This is a genomic window from Streptomyces filipinensis (assembly GCF_014649495.1).
Taxonomy (GTDB): Bacteria; Actinomycetota; Actinomycetes; order Streptomycetales; family Streptomycetaceae; genus Streptomyces; species Streptomyces filipinensis.
Window position 1 is genome coordinate 362,025 of record NZ_BMTD01000006.1, and the last position, 19,151, is coordinate 381,175.

The window sequence follows — 19,151 nt, forward strand, 5'->3', positions numbered from 1 at the left end:
GACCGGTACGCGTGCGTCGTCGTGAGCCGACCACTGCGTGTAGCCCCGTACCGTATATGGGTTCGCTGAGGAAACGGCAGCGCCGGTAGGCTCAGGACCACAGTCAGCAGCCACCCGTACCGACACAACGAAGGACGATCGTGCTCATTGCCGGGTTCCCCGCCGGGGCCTGGGGGACGAACTGTTATCTCGTCGCCCCCGCCGCCGGTGAGGAGTGCGTGATCATCGACCCCGGCCACCAGGCCGCCGAAGGCGTCGAGGAAGCACTGAAGAAGCATCGGCTCAAGCCCGTCGCCGTCGTCCTCACCCACGGGCACATCGACCACGTGGCCTCGGTCGTCCCCGTCTGCGGCGCACATGACGTACCGGCCTGGATCCACCCCGAGGACCGGTACATGATGAGCGATCCCGAGAAGGCGCTCGGCCGGTCCATCGGAATGCCGCTCATGGGCGAGCTGACCGTGGGGGAACCGGACGACGTCCGCGAGCTGACGAACGGCACCACCCTCGACCTGGCGGGCCTGAAGTTCTCCGTCGCACACGCGCCGGGCCATACCAAGGGGTCGGTGACCTTCCGGATGCCCGAGACCGCCGACGTCCCGTCGGTGTTCTTCTCCGGGGATCTGCTGTTCGCCGGCTCCATCGGACGCACCGACCTGCCGGGCGGATCCATGGAGGACATGTTCGAGTCGCTGGCCCGCGTGTGCCTGCCGCTCGACGACTCCACCGTGGTGCTGTCCGGACACGGCCCCCAGACGACCATCGGCCAGGAGCGCGCCACCAACCCGTATCTGCGGCAGGTGGCCGTCGGCCAGGAAGCCTCCCCGGCTCCACGACGAGGAATGTGACGAGAGATTTCCGTGAGCACTTTCAAGGCACCCAAGGGCACGTACGACCTGCTGCCGCCGGACAGCGCCAGGTTCCTGGCCGTCCGCGAGGCGATCGCCGCGCCCCTCAGGAGCTCCGGCTACGGCTACATCGAGACGCCCGGTTTCGAGAACGTGGAGCTGTTCGCGCGCGGCGTCGGTGAGTCCACCGACATCGTGACGAAGGAGATGTACGTCTTCGAGACGAAGGGCGGCGACAGGCTGGCCCTGCGTCCCGAGACGACCGCGCCCGTGCTGCGTGCGGTGCTGGAGGCCAACCTGCACAAGACGGGCAACCTCCCGGTGAAGGTCTGGTACTCGGGCTCGCAGTACCGCTACGAGCGCCCGCAGAAGGGCCGGTACAGGCACTTCTCCCAGGTGGGCGCCGAGGCGATCGGCACGGAGGACCCGGCCCTGGACGCCGAGCTGATCATCCTCGCCGACCAGGCGTACCGCTCGCTGGGCCTCAGGGACTTCCGCATCCTGCTGAACAGCCTGGGCGACAAGGAGTGCCGTCCGGTGTACCGGGCCGCGCTGCAGGACTTCCTGCGCGGCCTCGACCTGGACGAGGACACGCGGCAGCGCGTCGACATCAACCCGCTCCGGGTCCTCGACGACAAGCGCGAGTCGGTCCAGAAGCAGCTCACCGGCGTCCCGCTGCTGCGCGACTACCTGTGCGACGCGTGCAAGGCGTACCACGAGGAGGTCCGCGAGCTGATCACGGCGGCGGGCGTGTCCTTCGAGGACGACCCGAAGCTGGTGCGCGGCCTGGACTACTACACCCGCACCACCTTCGAGTTCGTCCACGACGGCCTGGGCTCCCAGTCCGCGGTGGGCGGCGGCGGCCGCTACGACGGCCTGTCCGAGATGATCGGCGGCCCCGCGCTGCCCTCGGTGGGCTGGGCCCTCGGCGTCGACCGCACGGTCCTCGCCCTGGAGGCGGAGGGCGTGCAGCTGGACCTCCCGTCCACCACGTCGGTCTACGCCGTCCCGCTCGGCGAGGAGGCCCGCCGCGTGCTCTTCGCGAAGGTCACCGAACTGCGCAAGGTCGGCATCACGGCGGACTTCTCGTACGGCGGCAAGGGCCTGAAGGGCGCCATGAAGAACGCCAACCGCAGCGGGGCCCGCTACGCGATCGTGGCCGGCGAACGCGACCTCGCCGACGGCGTCGTCCAGCTCAAGGACATGGAGTCCGGAGAGCAGACGGCGATCGGCGTGCACGAGATCGTGGCGGAGCTGGAGTCCCGGCTCGGCTAGTCGCGGCCGACGAGAGGGCGCCGGGGACGATCCCCGGCGCCCTCTCACTGTTCCAGCAGGCCGTACCGCATCGCGCTGGTCACCGCCGCGGTACGGTCGTCCACTCCCAGTTTCCCGAAGATCCGCAGCAGGTGGGTCTTCACGGTCGACTCGCCGATGTAGAGCCTGCGTCCGATCTCCGCGTTGGTGCAGCCCTCGGCCACCAGGCGGAGCACGGCCGTCTCGCGGGCGGACAGCCGGGGGCGTTCCGGTCTGCTCCGCAGCTGGTCCACCAGGCGGGCCGCCACCGACGGGGCCAGCACGGTCTCGCCGCGCGCCGCCGCCCGTACCGCGTCGGCCAGTTCACGCCGGGGCAGGTCCTTCAGCAGATAGCCCGCGGCACCCGCCTCCACGGCCCGCAGGATGTCCCGGTCGGTCTCGTACGTCGTCAGGACGATCACCCGGCACGGCAGCCCGGCCGCGGTCATCCGCGCGATCGAGTCCACGCCCGAGCCACCCGGCATCCGCAGGTCCATCAGCACGATGTCCGGCCGCAGTCCGGCCGCCAGCGCCTCCGCCTGCGGCCCGCTGGACGCGTCGCCGACCACGTCCAGGTCCGGCTCGGCGCTCAGCATCGCGCGCAGTCCCTCCCGCACGACGGGGTGGTCGTCGGCCAGGACGATCCGGATCACGGGGTCTCACTCCTCAGGGCGGGGACGGGCAGGCGCACGGTCACCGTCGTGCCGTCGCCGGGCGCGCTGCGGACGGCCGCCGTGCCGCCCACCTCGGCGGCACGGGCGCGCAGCCCTGCCAGACCGTATCCGCTCGGCGCGGTGGCCGGGTCGAAGCCGCAGCCGTCGTCCCGGACGGAGAGGGCCAGCGTGTCGTCGGCGTAGTCGAGGCGGACCTCGGCCCGGGACGAACTCCCGGCGTGTCTGCGGGCGTTGGTCAGGGCCTCCTGGCAGGCGCGCAGGACCACCACCTCCACGCCCGCGGGCAACGCCCGCACCGGGCCGGTGACTTCCAGCGCCGCGTCCTGGCGGGCGGTCAGCCGGTGCAGCGCGTCCGGGAGGCTGGCGCCCGCCAGATCGGCGGGTGCGCCGCCGGCCACCAGGGCACGGGCCTCCGCGAGGTTCCGGCGGGCCGTCTCGTCCATGAGGGCGAGGTGGCGGCGGGCCTGCGCCGGGTCGGAGTCGAGTTCCGCGTCCACGGCCTGGACCAGCATCAGCAGGCTGGTGAAGCCCTGGGCGAGGGTGTCGTGGATCTCCCGGGCGAAGCGTTCGCGTTCGGTCAGGGCGCCGTGCACGGCCGACAGCCGGGAGATCTCGTGCCGGCTCGCGTCCAGTTCGGCGATCAGTTCGGCCCGCTCCAGGCTCTGCTCGATGATCCGGATGATCCAGCCCCCGACGACCGCCGAGAACACCAGGGTCACCAGGGCGGACAGCGTGTTGACGAGCAGGTCCTCGGCGCCCGGCCGCCACAGCACCGCCCAGCCTGCGACCGGGACCACGTTGATCACCGTCACGGCGGTCAACGCACCGCGCATGCGCAGGGTCATGAAGCACTGGGGGATCAGCGCGAAGGCCAGGATCCGTGTCTCGCCGGCCAGCACGGCGGACGGCAGGAACAGGGCCGCCGCCCCGGCCAGGTAGGCGCGGGCGCGGCGCTCGTCCGGCGGATCCTCCCCGAGCAGCCGACGCCCCACCCCCACGTACCAGGGAACCAGCGGCACGATGAGGCCGGCCGCGACCGCCCGGACCGGCCACCCCGGATGTTCGGCGCCCAGCAGCATGATCTGCGTGGCCACCCAGGCCACCGCGAAGTACACGTCCCAGAGCAGCATCGAACGGTCCCAGGCGTGGACCCCGCGGGCCCTGTCACCCCTCACCCGTCGCGCCGGTTCTTCCACCGGAAGGTCAGCAAGCACAGCGCCGATCCTCCGACGCACCAGGCGGCCAGCACCAGCGCGATCCGCCCGAACTCCCAGCTCCCCGCCTGCTCCAGCACCTTGGCCGAGTCGGGCAGGAACACACCCCTGAGGCCCTGGCACAGCCACTTCAGCGGGAACAGGGCGCCGATGTCGAGCATCCAGCCGGGGATGGTGTCGACGGAGATGTAGACCCCGGAGATGAACTGGATCACCAGGAAGGGCAGGACCACGACCGAGCTGGCGCTCTTGGCCGACCTGGGCACCGAGCTGATGGCGATGCCGAGCAGCGCGCAACCGGTCAGCCCGAGCACGAAGATCCAGCCGAAGTCCAGCCAGCGTCCGGCGTCCGACGGCAGGTGGACGCCGTAGAACGCGGTGCCGACGGCCAGCAGGATCGCGGTCTCCAGGACGGCCGTGAACAGAACCAGCCAGATCTTGCCCAGGAAGTAGGCGGCGGGCGGCATCGGCGTGCCGCGCAGCCGCCGCAGCACCTTCTCGTCCCGCTCGACCGCGATGGAGATGCCGAGCGACTGAAAGCTCGTCGACATGATCCCGGAGGCCATCATCGCGGGTACGTACAGCTGGGAGGCGGTGACCCCGGTGTGCCCGACGCGGTCGCGGAAGATCGACGCGAACAGGAACAGGAAGACCACCGGGAAGGAGAAGGTGAACACCACCTGCTCGCGCAGCCGGAAGAACTGCTTGATCTCCAGCGCGCCGCGCAGCAGGCCGATCCGCCAGGCACCGGGCATGATCCCGGCGGACTCGCGGGCGGTGGCACGTACGGCGGTCGTGGTCATCGCACGGCCTCCTGTCCGGTCAGCCGGAGGTAGACGTCCTCCAGGGTGGGGCGGGTCACGGTCAGTGCGGGTATCTCGCCGTCGAAGCGGTGCATGAGCGCGGCGACGGTCCGGGTCGGTGCGGCGGTGTGCTCCGCGCGCGGGGAGCCGTCGGGTTCCGTCCAGGTGACGGTGGCCTCACCGCCGTACCGGCGGCGCAGTTCGGCGGGTGTGCCCTCGGCGACGACCCGGCCCCGGGCGACGACCGCGAGCCGGTCCGCGAGGGCCTCGGCCTCTTCCAGGTAGTGCGTGGTGAGCAGGATCGTCGTGCCGTCGTCGGCGAGCAGCCGGATCAGGTCCCAGAACTGGCGCCGGGCGGCCGGGTCGAAGCCGGTGGTCGGCTCGTCGAGGAGCAGCAGTTCCGGATCGCCGATCACACCGAGCGCCACGTCGAGGCGGCGCCGCTGGCCGCCGGAGAGGGCCTTGACCCGGCTGTCCGCCTTCGCTTCGAGGCCGACCAGCCGGATGACCTCCCGCGGGTCGCGCGGCTGCGGGTAGTAGCGGGCGAAGTGCCGTACCGTCTCGCCCACCGTCAACTCCACGGGCGCCGATTCGTCCTGCCAGACGATTCCCACACGGGACCGCCACGCACGCGTGCCCGTCGCCGGGTCCGCCCCGAGGACCGACACCTCGCCCCCGTCCCGTGACCGGTTGCCCTGAAGGATCTCGACCGTCGTGCTCTTGCCCGCGCCGTTGGGTCCGAGCAGGCCGAACACCTCACCGCGCCGGATGCCGAGATCGAGACCGTCCACCGCGCTGACGCCCCCGTACCGCTTGCGCAGCCCCCGGACGTCGACCGCGAGTTCGTTCGCGTGTGCTGTCATGCCCCCGAGCATCGGCTGGAACCGAACGATCCGTGACCACCGTGCGTACCTCCTTATGTCCTTCGAACGGTGGACAGAGACACGGGTGCGGCACAATGAGCCGTGCCCGAAGATGGTCCAACTCTCACATGACGGAATCGGCGTGATGAGCAAGACGACAGTCAACGACGTCTCCACGGAGTCCGGTCCCGAGCGTGCCGCCGACGGCCCGCGCGTGGTGGGCAGCGGCCGGGCCTTCGCCCTGCTGCTGGTGATCACCGGCGCGGCCGGACTGCTGGCCGCCTGGGTCATCACGCTGGACAAGAACAAGATCCTTGAGGCGAAGATCGCCGGGAAGACGTTCACGCCCGGGTGCAGCGTCAACCCGATCGTGTCCTGCGGCAGCGTCATGGAGAGCAAGCAGGCGGCGGCCTTCGGTTTCCCGAACCCCTGGCTGGGCCTGGTCTGCTACGGCATCGTGATCTGCGTCGGCATGAGCCTGCTGGCCCGCGCCCGCTTCCCGCGCTGGTACTGGCTGACCTTCAACTTCGGCACGCTCTTCGGTGTCGCTTTCGTCACCTGGCTGCAGTTCCAGTCCCTGTACCGGATCAACGCCCTGTGCCTGTGGTGCTCGCTGGCCTGGGTCGCCACGATCACCATGTTCTGGTACGTGACCTCGTTCAACGTCCGCAACGGCTTCCTGCCCGCGCCGGGCTGGCTGAAGCGGTTCCTCGCCGAGTTCGCCTGGGTCGTCCCGCTCACCCACTGCGGAATCATCGCCATGCTGGTCCTGACCCGCTGGGGCAGCCAGCTGTGGGCCTGACCCGGAGCCGCGGCGTTGTCAGTGCCGTGTTCTAGGGTTTCAGCGTGGAACCCGACCTGTTCACCGCCGCAGCGGAAGAACGCCAGGAGAAGGACCCGGCAGCGAGCCCCCTGGCGGTGCGGATGCGCCCGCGTACCCTCGACGAGGTCGTGGGCCAGCAGCACCTGCTGAAGTCCGGCTCCCCGCTGCGCCGGCTGGTCGGCGAGGGCTCCGGCGGGCCCGCCGGACCCTCCTCCGTGATCCTGTGGGGCCCGCCCGGTACCGGCAAGACCACCCTCGCGTACGTGGTCTCCAAGGCGACCGACAAGCGGTTCGTGGAGCTGTCCGCGATCACCGCCGGCGTCAAGGAGGTCCGCGCGGTCATCGACGGCGCCCGGCGCGCCACCGGCGGCTTCGGCAAGGAGACCGTCCTCTTCCTGGACGAGATCCACCGCTTCAGCAAGGCCCAGCAGGACTCCCTGCTCCCGGCGGTCGAGAACCGCTGGGTGACCCTGATCGCGGCGACGACGGAGAACCCGTACTTCTCGGTGATCTCCCCGCTGCTCTCCCGCTCCCTGCTGCTCACCCTCGAACCCCTCACCGACGACGACATCCGGGGTCTCCTCAAGCGGGCCCTGACCGACGAACGCGGCCTGAAGGACGCCGTCACCCTCCCCGAGGACACCGAGGAGCACCTGCTGCGCATCGCCGGCGGAGACGCCCGGCGGGCCCTGACCGCCCTGGAGGCCGCCGCCGGAGCGGCCCTGGACAAGGGCGAGAGCGCGATCGGTCTCGAAACGCTGGAGCAGACCGTCGACCGTGCCGCGGTGAAGTACGACCGCGACGGCGACCAGCACTACGACGTCGCCAGCGCCCTCATCAAGTCCATCCGGGGCTCCGACGTCGACGCGGCCCTGCACTACCTGGCCCGCATGATCGAGGCGGGTGAGGACCCCCGGTTCATCGCCCGCCGCCTGATGATCTCCGCCAGCGAGGACATCGGCCTGGCCGATCCCAACGCCCTGCCCATCGCGGTCGCCGCGGCCCAGGCCGTCGCGATGATCGGCTTCCCCGAGGCCGCCCTCACCCTCAGCCACGCCACCATCGCCCTCGCGCTCGCCCCCAAGTCCAACTCGGCCACCACCGCGATCGGCGCCGCCATGGAGGACGTACGCAAGGGCCTGGCCGGACCGGTCCCGCCGCACCTGCGCGACGGGCACTACAAGGGCGCCGCCAAGCTCGGCCACGCCCAGGGATACGTCTACCCGCACGACCTGCCCGAGGGCATCGCCCAGCAGCAGTACGCCCCGGACGCCCTCAAGGACCGCGAGTACTACACCCCGGGCCGGCACGGTGCCGAGGCACGCTACGCGGACGCGGTGGAGTGGACCAGGAAGCACCTCGGTCGCAGGCGGTCCTGAGCGCCCTGTAGAATCCCCCGGAGTGCTGAGTCCCGTGCCGTCAGAGCGGGACAGCCAGCCGGAGCGCCATCCTCCGCGGATGGACTCCAGGAGCGTCGCGCACCGTCGAACGGTGTCGCGGGCAGCCCACCACCACCCGGAGCTCCGGGACCGGTCGGTGGGCCACTCGCGTGCTGCACGTATGTGCCCAGACCAGGGAAGCGGCTGCCCGGCAGGTCCCCTCGGGGCCCGGCGGGTTTTCCCGGCTGCGGATGCGACCTCCCTAACCCTGACGAGCCGAACACTACGAAAGAGATTGAGACAGTGGCGAACCAGTCCCGCCCCAAGGTCAAGAAGTCGCGTGCCCTCGGCATCGCGCTGACCCCGAAGGCCGTCAAGTACTTCGAGGCCCGCCCCTACCCGCCGGGTGAGCACGGCCGCGGCCGCAAGCAGAACTCGGACTACAAGGTCCGTCTGCTGGAGAAGCAGCGTCTGCGCGCGCAGTACGACATCTCCGAGCGCCAGCTGGTCCGCGCCTACGAGCGCGCGTCCAAGGTCCAGGGCAAGACCGGTGAGGCCCTGATCGTGGAGCTCGAGCGCCGTCTCGACGCCCTGGTCCTGCGTTCGGGCATCGCCCGCACCATCTACCAGGCCCGTCAGATGGTCGTCCACGGCCACATCCAGGTCAACGGCCAGAAGGTCGACAAGCCGTCCTTCCGTGTCCGCCCGGACGACGTCGTGCAGGTCCGCGACCGCTCCAAGGAGAAGACGCTCTTCACGATCGCCCGTGAGGGTGGCTTCGCCCCCGAGGGCGAGACCCCGCGCTACCTCCAGGTGAACCTCAAGGCCCTGGCGTTCCGCCTGGACCGCGAGCCGAACCGCAAGGAGATCCCGGTGATCTGCGACGAGCAGCTCGTCGTCGAGTACTACGCCCGCTGACCCCGGTCACGGCGTAGGCCTTCGGCCCGCCGTCTCCCCGCCTGGCGCTGCCGGGCGGGCGAGGCGGCGGGTTTCGCGTTTCCCGGCCGGTGGGCCGGGTCGGGCCCCACGGCGGAGCCGCCCGGCGGTACGGCCCTGCGCCCTTCTCGGGACGCGTCCTCGACCGTCGCGGCCGGCGTTTTCGCGGTTCGGTCCGGCGCCTCTTTTGGGACGCGTCCCCGACCGCTGCGGCCGGCGTTTTCGCGGTTCGGTCCCGTGCCCCCTTTGGGGCGCGTCCTCGACCGTCGCGGCCGGCGTTTTCGCGGTTCGGTCCGGCGCCTCTTTTGGGACGCGTCCTCGACCGCTGCGGCCGGCGTTTTCGCGGTTCGGTCCCGTGCCCCCTTTGGGGCGCGTCCTCGACCGTCGCGGCCGGCGTTTTCGCGGTACGGTCCCGCGCCCTTCTCGGGACGCGTCCCCGACCGCCGTGGCCGGCACTTGCGCGGTCCCGCGGTTCCCTCGGCCTGCTCACGGCCGTGCCGCGCCGCGCGTCATCCGCGCGCGGGCCGGCTCCCCGGCCGCCCCGGGGCACCGTCTCGCGCGGACCCGGAGGTCGGATCACCGCCTTCTCCGCCGTCGCCGGGGCCGCCCCGTGGCGCCGGCCCGCGTGGAGCGGGCAGTGCGCCGAGCGGTCGTACCCCGCCCTGCTGCAGCGCGCGGGCCACGGCCGCCGCACGGTCCAGCCCGGCCCCCTCCCGCACGCACTCCTCGTACCGCGCGTCCCCCAGGGCCTGCCGGGCCATCGCCTCGCAGCGCTCGTGCGGGGCGTTGTAGTACGCCGAGCCGAACAGCGGCAGTCCCACCGACGGCCAGATCCGGCCCGCGGCGCCCTGGAGCAGCGCCGCCTCGGCCGGCTCGCCCTCGGTCGCGGTCACCAGTGCCAGCAGCTCCAGGCACAGCACCGAGCCGAGCAGATCGTGGAAGGCGTGGGCGTTGCGCAGGCAGTCCGTGAGCAGCTCCCGCGCCCTGCCCTGGGCTCCGTCCTGCCAGGCCGCGTACGCCAGCACGTACAGCGCGTACGAGCGTGCCCAGCGCTCCCCGTGGTCCTCGCACACCCGACGCACGTCCTCGCACAGCCGCACCGCATCCGGCAGGTCCCCCTGGAAGGCCCGCGCCATCGCCAGTTCGACCTGGCCCATCAGCACGTTGCTGTTGAGCTCGCCGATCTCCTGATAGCGGTGCAGCGCCGACCGCAGCAGCGTTTCTGCACGGGCCATGTCATCGGTGACCAGGGCCAGACAGCCGGTGCGGTGCTCCGCGTACGCCAGCGCCACCGGATCCGCGGCCCGCTCGGCCTGCTCCCGGCACTCCTGCAGCGCCTGCAGGGCCGGCACGGCGTCGCCCTGAAGGACCGCCACATAGCCCAGCACCCACAGCGCCTTCAGCCGCGACTGCTCGTACCCCGACTCCAGCTCCACACAGCGCGCCAGCCAGCGGCGGCCCTCCGCGAGCCGCCCGCAGCCGACCCAGCAGAACCACAGGGACCCGGCGAGGTACTGCCCGAGATGAGCCTCCTCCGGCTCCGTCAGACAGCACTCCAGGGCCGCCCGCAGGTTGGGCAGCTCCGCCTCGACCCGCGCGGCGACCTCGCCCTGCCGGGGCGAGAACCAGTCCAGCTCGCACCAGGTCGCCAGGCCCAGGTACCAGTCCCGGTGCCGCCGGCGCAGCCGCCCCGCCTCCCCGGTCCCCTCCAGCCAGTCGGCGCCGTAGGCCCGCACGGTGTCCAGCATCCGGTAGCGGGGGCCGGCCGGCGTCTCCTCGCGGGTGACGACCGACTGGGCCAGTAACTCCGACAGCACGTCGAGGACGTCCTCGGCGGGCAGCCCGGCCCCGCTGCACACGTACTCGGCCGCCTCCAGGTCGAAGGTCTGGGCGAACACCGACAGCCGCGCCCACAGCAGCCGCTCGGCCGGCGTGCACAGCTCATGGCTCCAGCCGATCGCCGTGCGCAGCGTCTGGTGCCGGGCCGGGGGACCGCCCGGGACCGCGCGCACGGCACCGTCCCGGCCGCCCGCGGTCAGCAGCCGGAACCGGTCGTCCAGCCGCTGCAGCAGCTGTGCGGGGGACAGCGCCCGCAGCCGTCCGGCCGCCAGCTCCAGCGCCAGCGGAATCCCCTCCAGGCGCCGGCACAGCTCGCGCACCTCGGGGCCACTGGAGACCTCCAGCCCCTGCTCCCGGGCCCGGTCGGTGAACAGCTCCACCGCCTCGTCCTCGCCGAGCGGCGCCAGCGGGAACAGCCGCTCGCCGGCCAGCCCCAGCGGCCGCCGGCCCACGGCCAGCACCCGCAGCCGCGGCAGCCTCCGCAGCAGTTCGGCCGTCAGCTCGGCACAGGCCTCCACCAGATGCTCGAAGCCGTCCAGCACCAACAGGACCGGACGGCCGGCGAGATGCTGCAGCAGCGTCTCGCGGGGGGAGCGGACGGTGTGGTCGGTCAGCCCCAGCGCCTCCGCGACCGCGTACTCCACGAACTGCGGATCGCGCACCGGCGCCAGTTCCACCCGCCCGGACCCCGGCTCCCAGCCGGCGGCGACCCGCGCGGCCAGCCGGGACTTGCCGATCCCGCCGATCCCGGTGACGGTCACCAGCCGGGCCCGGCCGAGGGCGCAGGTCAGCTCGGCGAGTTCGGCCGAGCGCCCGACGAACGTGGTCAGTTCCAGGGGCGGATCGCCGTCGGCGAAGGGATCTGGGCGCTGAGGACCTCGCATAGGACACGGAGCGTACTGAAGTGTGTTCATTGCGTACAATCGCTTCCGCAACTCCGTCTCCCCGGCCCGGTAATCCGGTACGGAGCCACGGCCCCGGCGCGATAGGCTCGGACACGACTTTTCGATGGTGAGGCACGTTTCAGGGAGCGGGTGCGCACAGTGTCCGGTGGAGAGGTGGCCGGGATCCTGGTGGCCGTCTTCTGGGCGATCCTGGTCTCCTTCCTCGCGGTGGCCCTCGCGAGGCTGGCCCAGACGCTCAAGGCGACGACCAAGCTCGTGGCGGACGTGACCGACCAGGCCGTCCCGCTGCTCGCCGACGCCTCCCAGGCGGTGCGTTCCGCGCAGACCCAGATCGACCGCGTCGACGCGATCGCCTCCGACGTCCAGGAGGTCACGTCGAACGCCTCCGCGCTGTCGACCACCGTCGCCTCCACCTTCGGCGGCCCGCTGGTCAAGGTCGCGGCCTTCGGCTACGGCGTCCGCCGGGCGCTGGGCGGCCGCAAGGAGGACGTGCCCGTGAAGGCGCCCCGGCGTACCGTGATCGTGGGCCGCACGGTCCCCGCCGCACGCCGCAAGCGGAAGTAAGGACTGAGACCGAGCGATGTTCCGCCGTACGTTCTGGTTCAGCACCGGTGTCGCCGCCGGCGTGTGGGCCACCACCAAGGTCAACCGCAAGCTGAGGCAGCTGACCCCGGAGAGCCTCGCCGCGACCGCGGCGAACAAGGCCCTTCAGACCGGTCAGCGGCTCAAGGACCGCGCGGTGGGCTTCGCGCTCGACGTCCGCGACAACATGGCCCAGCGGGAGGCCGAGCTGGAGGACGCTCTGGGGATCCACGAGAACCCCGAACTCCCCGCTCCCCGGCGCTATGCCGCCATCGAGGCCGACCGCAGCGACAGCGGCACACCGAAGCACATCGAAACGTTGTTTTCTTCGCAAGCGAAGCATTCGTACAACCGGAATGAGGACCACTGATGGAGTCGGCCGAGATTCGCCGCCGCTGGCTGAGCTTCTACGAGGAGCGCGGGCACACCGTCGTCCCTTCGGCGTCGCTCATCGCGGACGACCCGACTCTGCTCCTCGTCCCCGCCGGCATGGTGCCCTTCAAGCCCTACTTCCTGGGTGAGGTCAAGCCGCCGTTCCAGCGCGCCACCAGCGTGCAGAAGTGCGTGCGCACGCCCGACATCGAAGAGGTCGGCAAGACCACGCGGCACGGCACGTTCTTCCAGATGTGCGGCAACTTCTCCTTCGGCGACTACTTCAAGGAAGGCGCCATCAAGTACGCCTGGGAGCTGCTCACCACGCCCCAGGACAAGGGTGGTTACGGCCTGGAGCCGGAGCGCCTGTGGATCACCGTCTACAAGGACGACGACGAGGCCGAGCGCATCTGGCACGAGGTCGTCGGTGTGCCGAAGGAGCGCATCCAGCGCCTCGGCATGAAGGACAACTACTGGTCCATGGGCGTCCCCGGCCCGTGCGGCCCCTGCTCCGAGATCAACTACGACCGCGGCCCCGAGTTCGGCGTCGAGGGCGGCCCCGCCGTCAACGACGAGCGGTACGTGGAGATCTGGAACCTCGTCTTCATGCAGTACGAGCGGGGCGAGGGCATCGGCAAGGACAACTTCGAGATCCTCGGCGAACTGCCCAGCAAGAACATCGACACGGGCCTCGGCCTGGAGCGTCTCGCCATGATTCTGCAGGGCGTGCAGAACATGTACGAGATCGACACCTCCATGGCCGTCATCAACAAGGCCACCGAGCTGACCGGCGTCCGCTACGGCGACGCCCACGACTCGGACGTGTCCCTCCGCGTGGTCACCGACCACATGCGCACGTCCGTGATGCTCATCGGCGACGGCGTCACCCCCGGCAACGAGGGCCGCGGCTACGTCCTGCGCCGCATCATGCGCCGCGCCATCCGCAACATGCGCCTGCTCGGCGCCACCGGTCCGGTCGTCAAGGACCTGATCGACACCGTGATCGGCATGATGGGCCAGCAGTACCCCGAGCTGATCACCGACCGCGAGCGCATCGAGAAGGTCGCCCTCGCCGAGGAGAACGCCTTCCTCAAGACGCTGAAGGCCGGCACCAACATCCTCGACACCGCCGTCACCGAGACCAAGCAGTCCGGCGGCACGGTCCTGTCCGGCGACAAGGCCTTCCTGCTCCACGACACCTGGGGCTTCCCGATCGACCTCACCCTGGAGATGGCCGCCGAGCAGGGCCTCTCCGTGGACGAGGACGGCTTCCGCCGCCTGATGAAGGAGCAGCGGGAGCGGGCCAAGGCCGACGCCCAGGCCAAGAAGACCGGCCACGCCGGCGCCGGTGCCTACCGTGAGATCGCCGACAAGGTCGGCGAGACGGACTTCATCGGCTACTCCGACACCGAGGGCGAGTCGACGATCGTCGGCATCCTCGTCGACGGCGCCTCCTCGCCGGCCGCCACCGAGGGCGACGAGGTCGAGATCGTCCTCGACCGCACCCCGTTCTACGCCGAGGGCGGCGGCCAGATCGGTGACACCGGCCGGATCAAGGTCGACACCGGTGCCGTCATCGAGGTCCGCGACTGCCAGAAGCCGGTCCCGGGCGTCTACGTCCACAAGGGCGTGGTCCAGGTCGGCGAGGTGACCGTCGGTGCCAAGGCCCACGCGTCGATCGACTCCCGTCGCCGCCACGCCATCGCCCGCGCCCACTCGGCCACGCACCTGACCCACCAGGCCCTGCGCGACGCCCTCGGCCCGACGGCCGCCCAGGCCGGTTCCGAGAACCAGCCCGGTCGCTTCCGTTTCGACTTCGGTTCCCCGTCCGCCGTCCCGACGGCCGTGATGACCGACGTCGAACAGAAGATCAACGAGGTCCTCGCCCGCGACCTCGACGTGCACGCCGAGGTCATGGGCATCGACGAGGCCAAGAAGCAGGGAGCCATCGCCGAGTTCGGCGAGAAGTACGGCGAGCGGGTCCGCGTGGTGACCATCGGCGACTTCTCCAAGGAGCTGTGCGGCGGCACGCACGTGCACAACACCGCCCAGCTGGGCCTGGTGAAGCTGCTCGGTGAGTCCTCCATCGGCTCGGGTGTCCGCCGTATCGAGGCCCTCGTCGGCGTGGACGCCTACCACTTCCTCGCCCGCGAGCACACGGTCGTGGCCCAGCTCCAGGAACTGATCAAGGGCCGCCCGGAGGAGCTGCCGGAGAAGGTCTCCGCCATGCTCGGCAAGCTGAAGGACGCCGAGAAGGAGATCGAGAAGTTCCGCGCCGAGAAGGTGCTGCAGGCCGCCGGAGGCCTCGCCGAGTCGGCCAAGGACGTGCGCGGTGTGGCCTTGGTCACCGGTCAGGTCCCGGACGGCACCACCCCGGACGACCTGCGCAAGCTGGTCCTCGACGTGCGCGGCCGCATCCAGGGCGGCCGGGCCGCCGTGGTCGCCCTGTTCACGGTCAACAACGGCAAGCCGCTCACGGTCATCGCCACCAACGAGGCGGCCCGCGAGCGCGGCCTCAAGGCCGGTGACCTGGTCCGCGCCGCCGCCAAGACCCTCGGCGGCGGCGGTGGCGGCAAGCCGGACGTCGCTCAGGGCGGCGGCCAGAACCCGGCCGCCGTCGGCGAGGCCGTCGAGGCCGTCGAGCGGCTCGTCACCGAGACCGCCAAGTAACGGTCCAGTAAGGAAACGGTCGGAAATGCGCAGAGGGCGGCGGCTAGCGATCGACGTCGGGGACGCCCGGATCGGGGTCGCGTCGTGCGACCCCGACGGGATCCTCGCCACCCCGGTGGAAACCGTCCCCGGCCGGGACATCCCGGCAGCCCACCGCCGCTTGCGGCAACTGGTGGAGGAGTACGAACCGATCGAGGTCGTCGTCGGACTCCCTCGCTCCCTCAAGGGGGGCGAGGGCCCGGCCGCGGTCAAGGTCCGCGCCTTCGCCCAGGAGCTGGCCAAGGGCATCAAGCCGGTGCCGGTGCGCCTGGTGGACGAGCGGATGACGACCGTGACGGCCAGTCAGGGGCTCCGCGCCTCGGGTGTGAAGTCGAAGAAGGGCCGCTCGGTCATCGACCAGGCCGCCGCCGTCATCATCCTGCAGCAGGCCCTGGAATCCGAACGGGTGTCAGGTAAAGCACCCGGCGAGGGCGTCGAAGTGGTCATCTGATCGCGATACGGTAACGTTCCGCGCGATGCGCCGGTGTTCGAACAGCCGACGCACAACAAGAGGCGGAACGGAAGCGGGGCCCACCGGTCGCGTGACCGGTCGGCCTCGCGGCTCTAGGGGATCGATGACTGAGTATGGCCGGGGCCCAGGCTCCGAACCGTGGCATCCGCAGGACCCGTTGTACGGGGACGGCGGATGGGAAGGGCAGCAGACCCACGCGGGTCAGCAGTCTGCCTACGGCGGCCAGCCGCAGCACCATCCGCAGGAGCCGCACTACGGCGACTGGCGTCAGGGACAGGAGTCCGGGTACGGCAACGAGCAGTACCAGTTCTACGGCGAACAGGGGCATCAGCAGTTCACGGGCCAGCAGTCCTACCCGCAGCAGGGCGGCTGGGACGCGACCGGCACCCTCGGCCAGGTACCGTACGCCGCCGACCCCGGCGACCCGTACGGACAGCAGCCCGTCGCCTACGGTGGTGAGCAGCCCGACTTCTACGGAACCGAGGACGCCTACCCGCCGCCGCAGCCGCCCGGCCGCAGGCAGCCCGAGCCGGAACCCGGCGTGGAGCCGGAGGCCGCGCCCGCCGAGGAGGAGCACCCCTTCTTCACCGGCGGCGGCGGTGATGACGACGACGGCGAGGAGCACGAGCTCCAGAGCCGCCGCGAACGGCGCGGCAAAGGGAAGAAACCTGTCAAAAAAGGCCAGAAGCGGCGCACTGGCTGTGCCTGTCTGGTGGTCTGCCTGGTCTTCGGCGGCGGCCTCGGCGGGGTCGGTTACTTCGGCTACAGGTTCTACCAAAATCGTTTCGCCCCGGCTCCGGACTACGCGGGCAACGGCACCGGCGAGCAGGTTACGGTCGAGATCCCCAAGGGTGCAGGTGGCTGGGACATCGGTCAGAAGCTGCAGGAGGCGGGGGTCGTCGAGAGTGCGGCTGCGTTTGTGTCCGCAATGCAAGCGAATCCTGAGGGTAAATCCCTTCAGGACGGTGTCTACACGCTCGAGAAGCACATGTCAGCCGCGAGCGCGGTGGAACTTATGCTCAGCCCGAAGAGTCGCAGTAACCTGATCATCGCTGAGGGGCTTCGGAACACGGCGGTCTACAGCCTCATCGACAAGCGCCTCAAGGTGGCGGCGGGTACCACGGCGAGTGTTGCGAAGAAGGTTTACAAGTCCCTCGGGTTGCCAGCCTGGGCGCTGAATCGCCCGAACTTGAAGGATCCGCTGGAAGGCTTTCTCTACCCCTCCAGTTACGCGGTCACCAAGGGTCAGAAACCCGAGGCCGTGCTCAAGGAGATGGTGTCTCAGGCCACCGCTAAGTACAAAGAGCTTGGCTTGGAGAACAAGGCCAAGGTGCTCGGCCTCGACGGCCCATGGCAGTTGCTCACCGTGGCGAGCCTTGTGCAGGCCGAGGGTACGAGCCACGACGATTTCCGCAAGATGGCGGAGGTCGTCTACAACCGCCTTGAGCCTGACAACCCGCAGACCTACGGGCGGCTGGAGTTCGACTCCACGTACAACTACGTGAAGAACCAGAGCAAGATTGATCTGGGTATTGCCGAACTGCGCAGGTACAACAACCCCTACAACACCTACTTCTCCAAGGGGCTGCCACCTGGCCCAATCGGAAACCCTGGCGAGGAAGCACTCCAGGGCGCGCTCGACCCGACCCACGACGGTTGGTACTACTTCATCTCCATGGATGGCAAGACCAGCAAGTTCACGAAGACACTTGCTGAACACGAGAAGCTGGTCAAGGAATGGAACGCCGCCCGGGCAAAGAGCTGACGTGACCGTGCAGTCGTAGTCCCTCGCAGAAGTTGTGACTGCTCACCAGGTGCCATTTGACAGCTGTGTGAGAGCGTCTCTAGTATGACGAGTTGATCATGGTCAATGTGACTCACAGGCGTAGGGGGAAATAGTATGAAATTGACCCGTCTCGGGTTCATAGCAGCTATGGGTGCCGCTGTCGTTGGTTTCACGGCAGGCCCGGCAAGTGCTAGCGGCGTCATCTACTCATCGGAAGGGGGTGCTAGCGTCGGCTTCGATTCGTCCAGCCAGTACGTGACGGTGTGGGACGAAAAGGCGGATGGTCACGCCGCGGTTGGCAGGGTTTATTACCAAGGTAAGCTCTGGTTCACTCTCTGGAATACTAAGGGAGCTCACACCAGCGAAATGGAGGACTCCCTTGTGCCTCGCGGAGCTATCCGAGTGGAAGCGTGCATCGGTAACAAGGGAAAGGTATTGGCGGGTAGCTGCGTCAGCAGGCCTGACAAGTCTTAGTCTTTGAATTCCGTGACGGCCAGTTAGCCTCTTTGGCGGGTTATTCTGGCCGTTCGGTTATGCGATTCGGGTCAGGTGCCGTGTCCAAGCGGTAAGTGTGGCTGTCCTGCGGACATTGACGACCGTGGGCACCGTTGCGGCGATGTTCCGGCCATCCCAGTGGGCTTGCCAGCCCGTCACCTGCTGATCATCCGCAAGCTGGACGAGCTCCTGTGGAGCGCACCACTCACCTGATGAGTGTTTTCCTGGTGCTCCCTGATCGGCAGGTCGGGAGAGGCCGAAGGGTGGATATGTAAGCTGGAACTCAAGGGCAGGTTTCCATGGCATCGAAGGTAGTTCACACCCGCCAGGCGGCCGTGCTCGGTTCGCCGATCGCCCACTCCCTCTCCCCGGTGCTGCACCGGGCCGCGTACGAGGCGGCCGGGCTCACCGGCTGGTCGTACGACAGCTTCGACGTCGACGAGGCCGCGCTGCCCGGCTTCCTGGACCGGCTCGGGCCCGAGTGGGCCGGGCTGTCGCTGACCATGCCGCTGAAGCGGGCGGTCATCCCGCTGCTCGACGAGATCAGTGACACCGCCGCCTCGGTCGACGCCGTCAACACGGTCGTCTTCACCGAGGACGGCCGCAGGCTCGGCGACAACACCGACATCCCGGGCATGGTGGCCGCCCTGCGCGAGCACGGCATCGAGCAGGTCGACTCCGCCGCGATCCTCGGCGCCGGTGCCACCGCCTCCTCCGCGCTCGCCGCCCTGGCCCGGATCTGCACCGGCGAGGTCGTCGCCTACGTCCGCAGCGAAGCCCGCGCCGCCGAGATGCGCCGGTGGGGCGAACGGCTCGACGTCGAGGTGCGCACGGCGGACTGGGCGGACGCCGCGCAGGCGCTGCGCGCCCCGCTGGTCGTCGCCACCACGCCCGCCGGCACCACCGACGCCCTCGCCGCCGCCGTACCCGAGCGCCCCACCACCCTCTTCGACGTGCTCTACGACCCCTGGCCCACCGAGCTGGCGGCCCGCTGGTCCATGTTCGGCGGCGCCGTCGTCAGCGGCCTCGACCTGCTGGTCCACCAGGCAGTACTCCAGTTCGAGCAGATGACCGGGCGCGTCCCGGGCCCGCTGGAGGCCATGCGGCACGCTGGCGAGCAGGCGCTCGCGGCCCGCTGACGCCCGCGCACGCGTCCGC

The 19,151-nt window shown here is 70.1% G+C and carries 16 protein-coding genes; 11 read left to right on the forward strand and 5 right to left on the reverse strand.

From position 1 onward, the window contains the following. Nucleotides 1–140: 140 nt before the first annotated feature. Together IE244_RS17125 and hisS are read left to right on the forward strand one after the other, a co-directional pair. A complete protein-coding gene (locus IE244_RS17125) occupies nucleotides 141–848 on the forward strand; it encodes an MBL fold metallo-hydrolase (protein ID WP_191874376.1) in 708 nt (235 codons plus the stop codon). Nucleotides 849–860: 12 nt separating this feature from the next. Continuing rightward, nucleotides 861–2,123 (forward strand): histidine--tRNA ligase, encoded by a 1,263-nt coding sequence (hisS, locus tag IE244_RS17130; protein ID WP_191874377.1) that lies wholly within the window; start codon nucleotides 861–863, stop codon nucleotides 2,121–2,123. A gap of 44 nt (nucleotides 2,124–2,167) precedes the next feature. Here hisS and IE244_RS17135 read toward each other — a convergent pair whose 3' ends face one another. From IE244_RS17135 to IE244_RS17150, 4 genes are read right to left on the reverse strand one after another with little or no spacing between them, the layout of a single operon-like run. Continuing rightward, entirely contained in the window at nucleotides 2,168–2,794 is a 627-nt protein-coding gene (locus tag IE244_RS17135; protein WP_191874378.1) for a response regulator, read from the reverse strand. Further along, entirely contained in the window at nucleotides 2,791–3,945 is a 1,155-nt protein-coding gene (locus IE244_RS17140) for a sensor histidine kinase (RefSeq protein ID WP_191874412.1), read from the reverse strand. The genes IE244_RS17135 and IE244_RS17140 overlap by 4 nt, the downstream gene beginning before the upstream one ends. Nucleotides 3,946–3,986: 41 nt before the next feature. Then, nucleotides 3,987–4,832, reverse strand: a complete 846-nt coding sequence (locus tag IE244_RS17145; protein WP_191874379.1) for an ABC transporter permease — start codon at nucleotides 4,830–4,832, stop codon at nucleotides 3,987–3,989. Continuing rightward, a complete protein-coding gene (locus tag IE244_RS17150) occupies nucleotides 4,829–5,695 on the reverse strand; it encodes an ABC transporter ATP-binding protein (protein ID WP_191874380.1) in 867 nt (288 codons plus the stop codon). The genes IE244_RS17145 and IE244_RS17150 overlap by 4 nt, the downstream gene beginning before the upstream one ends. A 145-nt stretch (nucleotides 5,696–5,840) precedes the next feature. Here IE244_RS17150 and IE244_RS17155 point away from each other — a divergent pair, with 145 nt between their 5' ends. From IE244_RS17155 to rpsD, 3 genes are all read left to right on the forward strand, one after another. After that, nucleotides 5,841–6,497 (forward strand): vitamin K epoxide reductase family protein, encoded by a 657-nt coding sequence (locus IE244_RS17155; RefSeq protein ID WP_031161784.1) that lies wholly within the window; start codon nucleotides 5,841–5,843, stop codon nucleotides 6,495–6,497. 44 nt (nucleotides 6,498–6,541) lie between these two features. Then, the gene (locus IE244_RS17160) at nucleotides 6,542–7,897 is read left to right on the forward strand and encodes a replication-associated recombination protein A (RefSeq protein WP_191874381.1); all 1,356 of its coding nucleotides are present in this window, start codon (nucleotides 6,542–6,544) and stop codon (nucleotides 7,895–7,897) included. Between the two features lie 303 nt (nucleotides 7,898–8,200). After that, nucleotides 8,201–8,815: a 30S ribosomal protein S4 gene (gene rpsD, locus IE244_RS17165; RefSeq protein ID WP_031161776.1), complete on the forward strand. Its 615-nt coding sequence runs from the start codon at nucleotides 8,201–8,203 to the stop codon at nucleotides 8,813–8,815. Between the two features lie 527 nt (nucleotides 8,816–9,342). Here the strand turns inward: rpsD and IE244_RS17170 are convergent. Next, nucleotides 9,343–11,556, reverse strand: a complete 2,214-nt coding sequence (locus tag IE244_RS17170; RefSeq protein ID WP_229854158.1) for an ATP-binding protein — start codon at nucleotides 11,554–11,556, stop codon at nucleotides 9,343–9,345. Nucleotides 11,557–11,706: 150 nt separating this feature from the next. On the opposite strand from IE244_RS17170, the gene IE244_RS17175 reads away from it, so the two are divergent. The 6 genes from IE244_RS17175 to IE244_RS17200 all read left to right on the forward strand — a co-directional run bounded on the left by IE244_RS17175 (nucleotide 11,707) and on the right by IE244_RS17200 (nucleotide 19,132). Next, nucleotides 11,707–12,141 carry a DUF948 domain-containing protein gene (locus IE244_RS17175; RefSeq protein ID WP_191874382.1) on the forward strand — a complete coding sequence of 145 codons (435 nt, stop codon included), beginning with the start codon at nucleotides 11,707–11,709 and terminating at the stop codon, nucleotides 12,139–12,141. Between the two features lie 16 nt (nucleotides 12,142–12,157). Continuing rightward, nucleotides 12,158–12,529, forward strand: a complete 372-nt coding sequence (locus tag IE244_RS17180; RefSeq protein ID WP_191874383.1) for a hypothetical protein — start codon at nucleotides 12,158–12,160, stop codon at nucleotides 12,527–12,529. Next, nucleotides 12,529–15,201: an alanine--tRNA ligase gene (gene alaS, locus IE244_RS17185; protein WP_191874384.1), complete on the forward strand. Its 2,673-nt coding sequence runs from the start codon at nucleotides 12,529–12,531 to the stop codon at nucleotides 15,199–15,201. The genes IE244_RS17180 and alaS overlap by 1 nt, the downstream gene beginning before the upstream one ends. Nucleotides 15,202–15,226: 25 nt before the next feature. Then, nucleotides 15,227–15,691 (forward strand): Holliday junction resolvase RuvX, encoded by a 465-nt coding sequence (ruvX, locus tag IE244_RS17190; RefSeq protein ID WP_031161763.1) that lies wholly within the window; start codon nucleotides 15,227–15,229, stop codon nucleotides 15,689–15,691. Between the two features lie 124 nt (nucleotides 15,692–15,815). After that, complete coding sequence (mltG, locus tag IE244_RS17195) at nucleotides 15,816–17,477, forward strand: endolytic transglycosylase MltG (protein WP_191874385.1); 1,662 nt, start codon at nucleotides 15,816–15,818, stop codon at nucleotides 17,475–17,477. Between the two features lie 815 nt (nucleotides 17,478–18,292). Beyond that, nucleotides 18,293–19,132, forward strand: a complete 840-nt coding sequence (locus IE244_RS17200; RefSeq protein WP_191874386.1) for a shikimate dehydrogenase — start codon at nucleotides 18,293–18,295, stop codon at nucleotides 19,130–19,132. Nucleotides 19,133–19,151 lie beyond the last annotated feature (19 nt).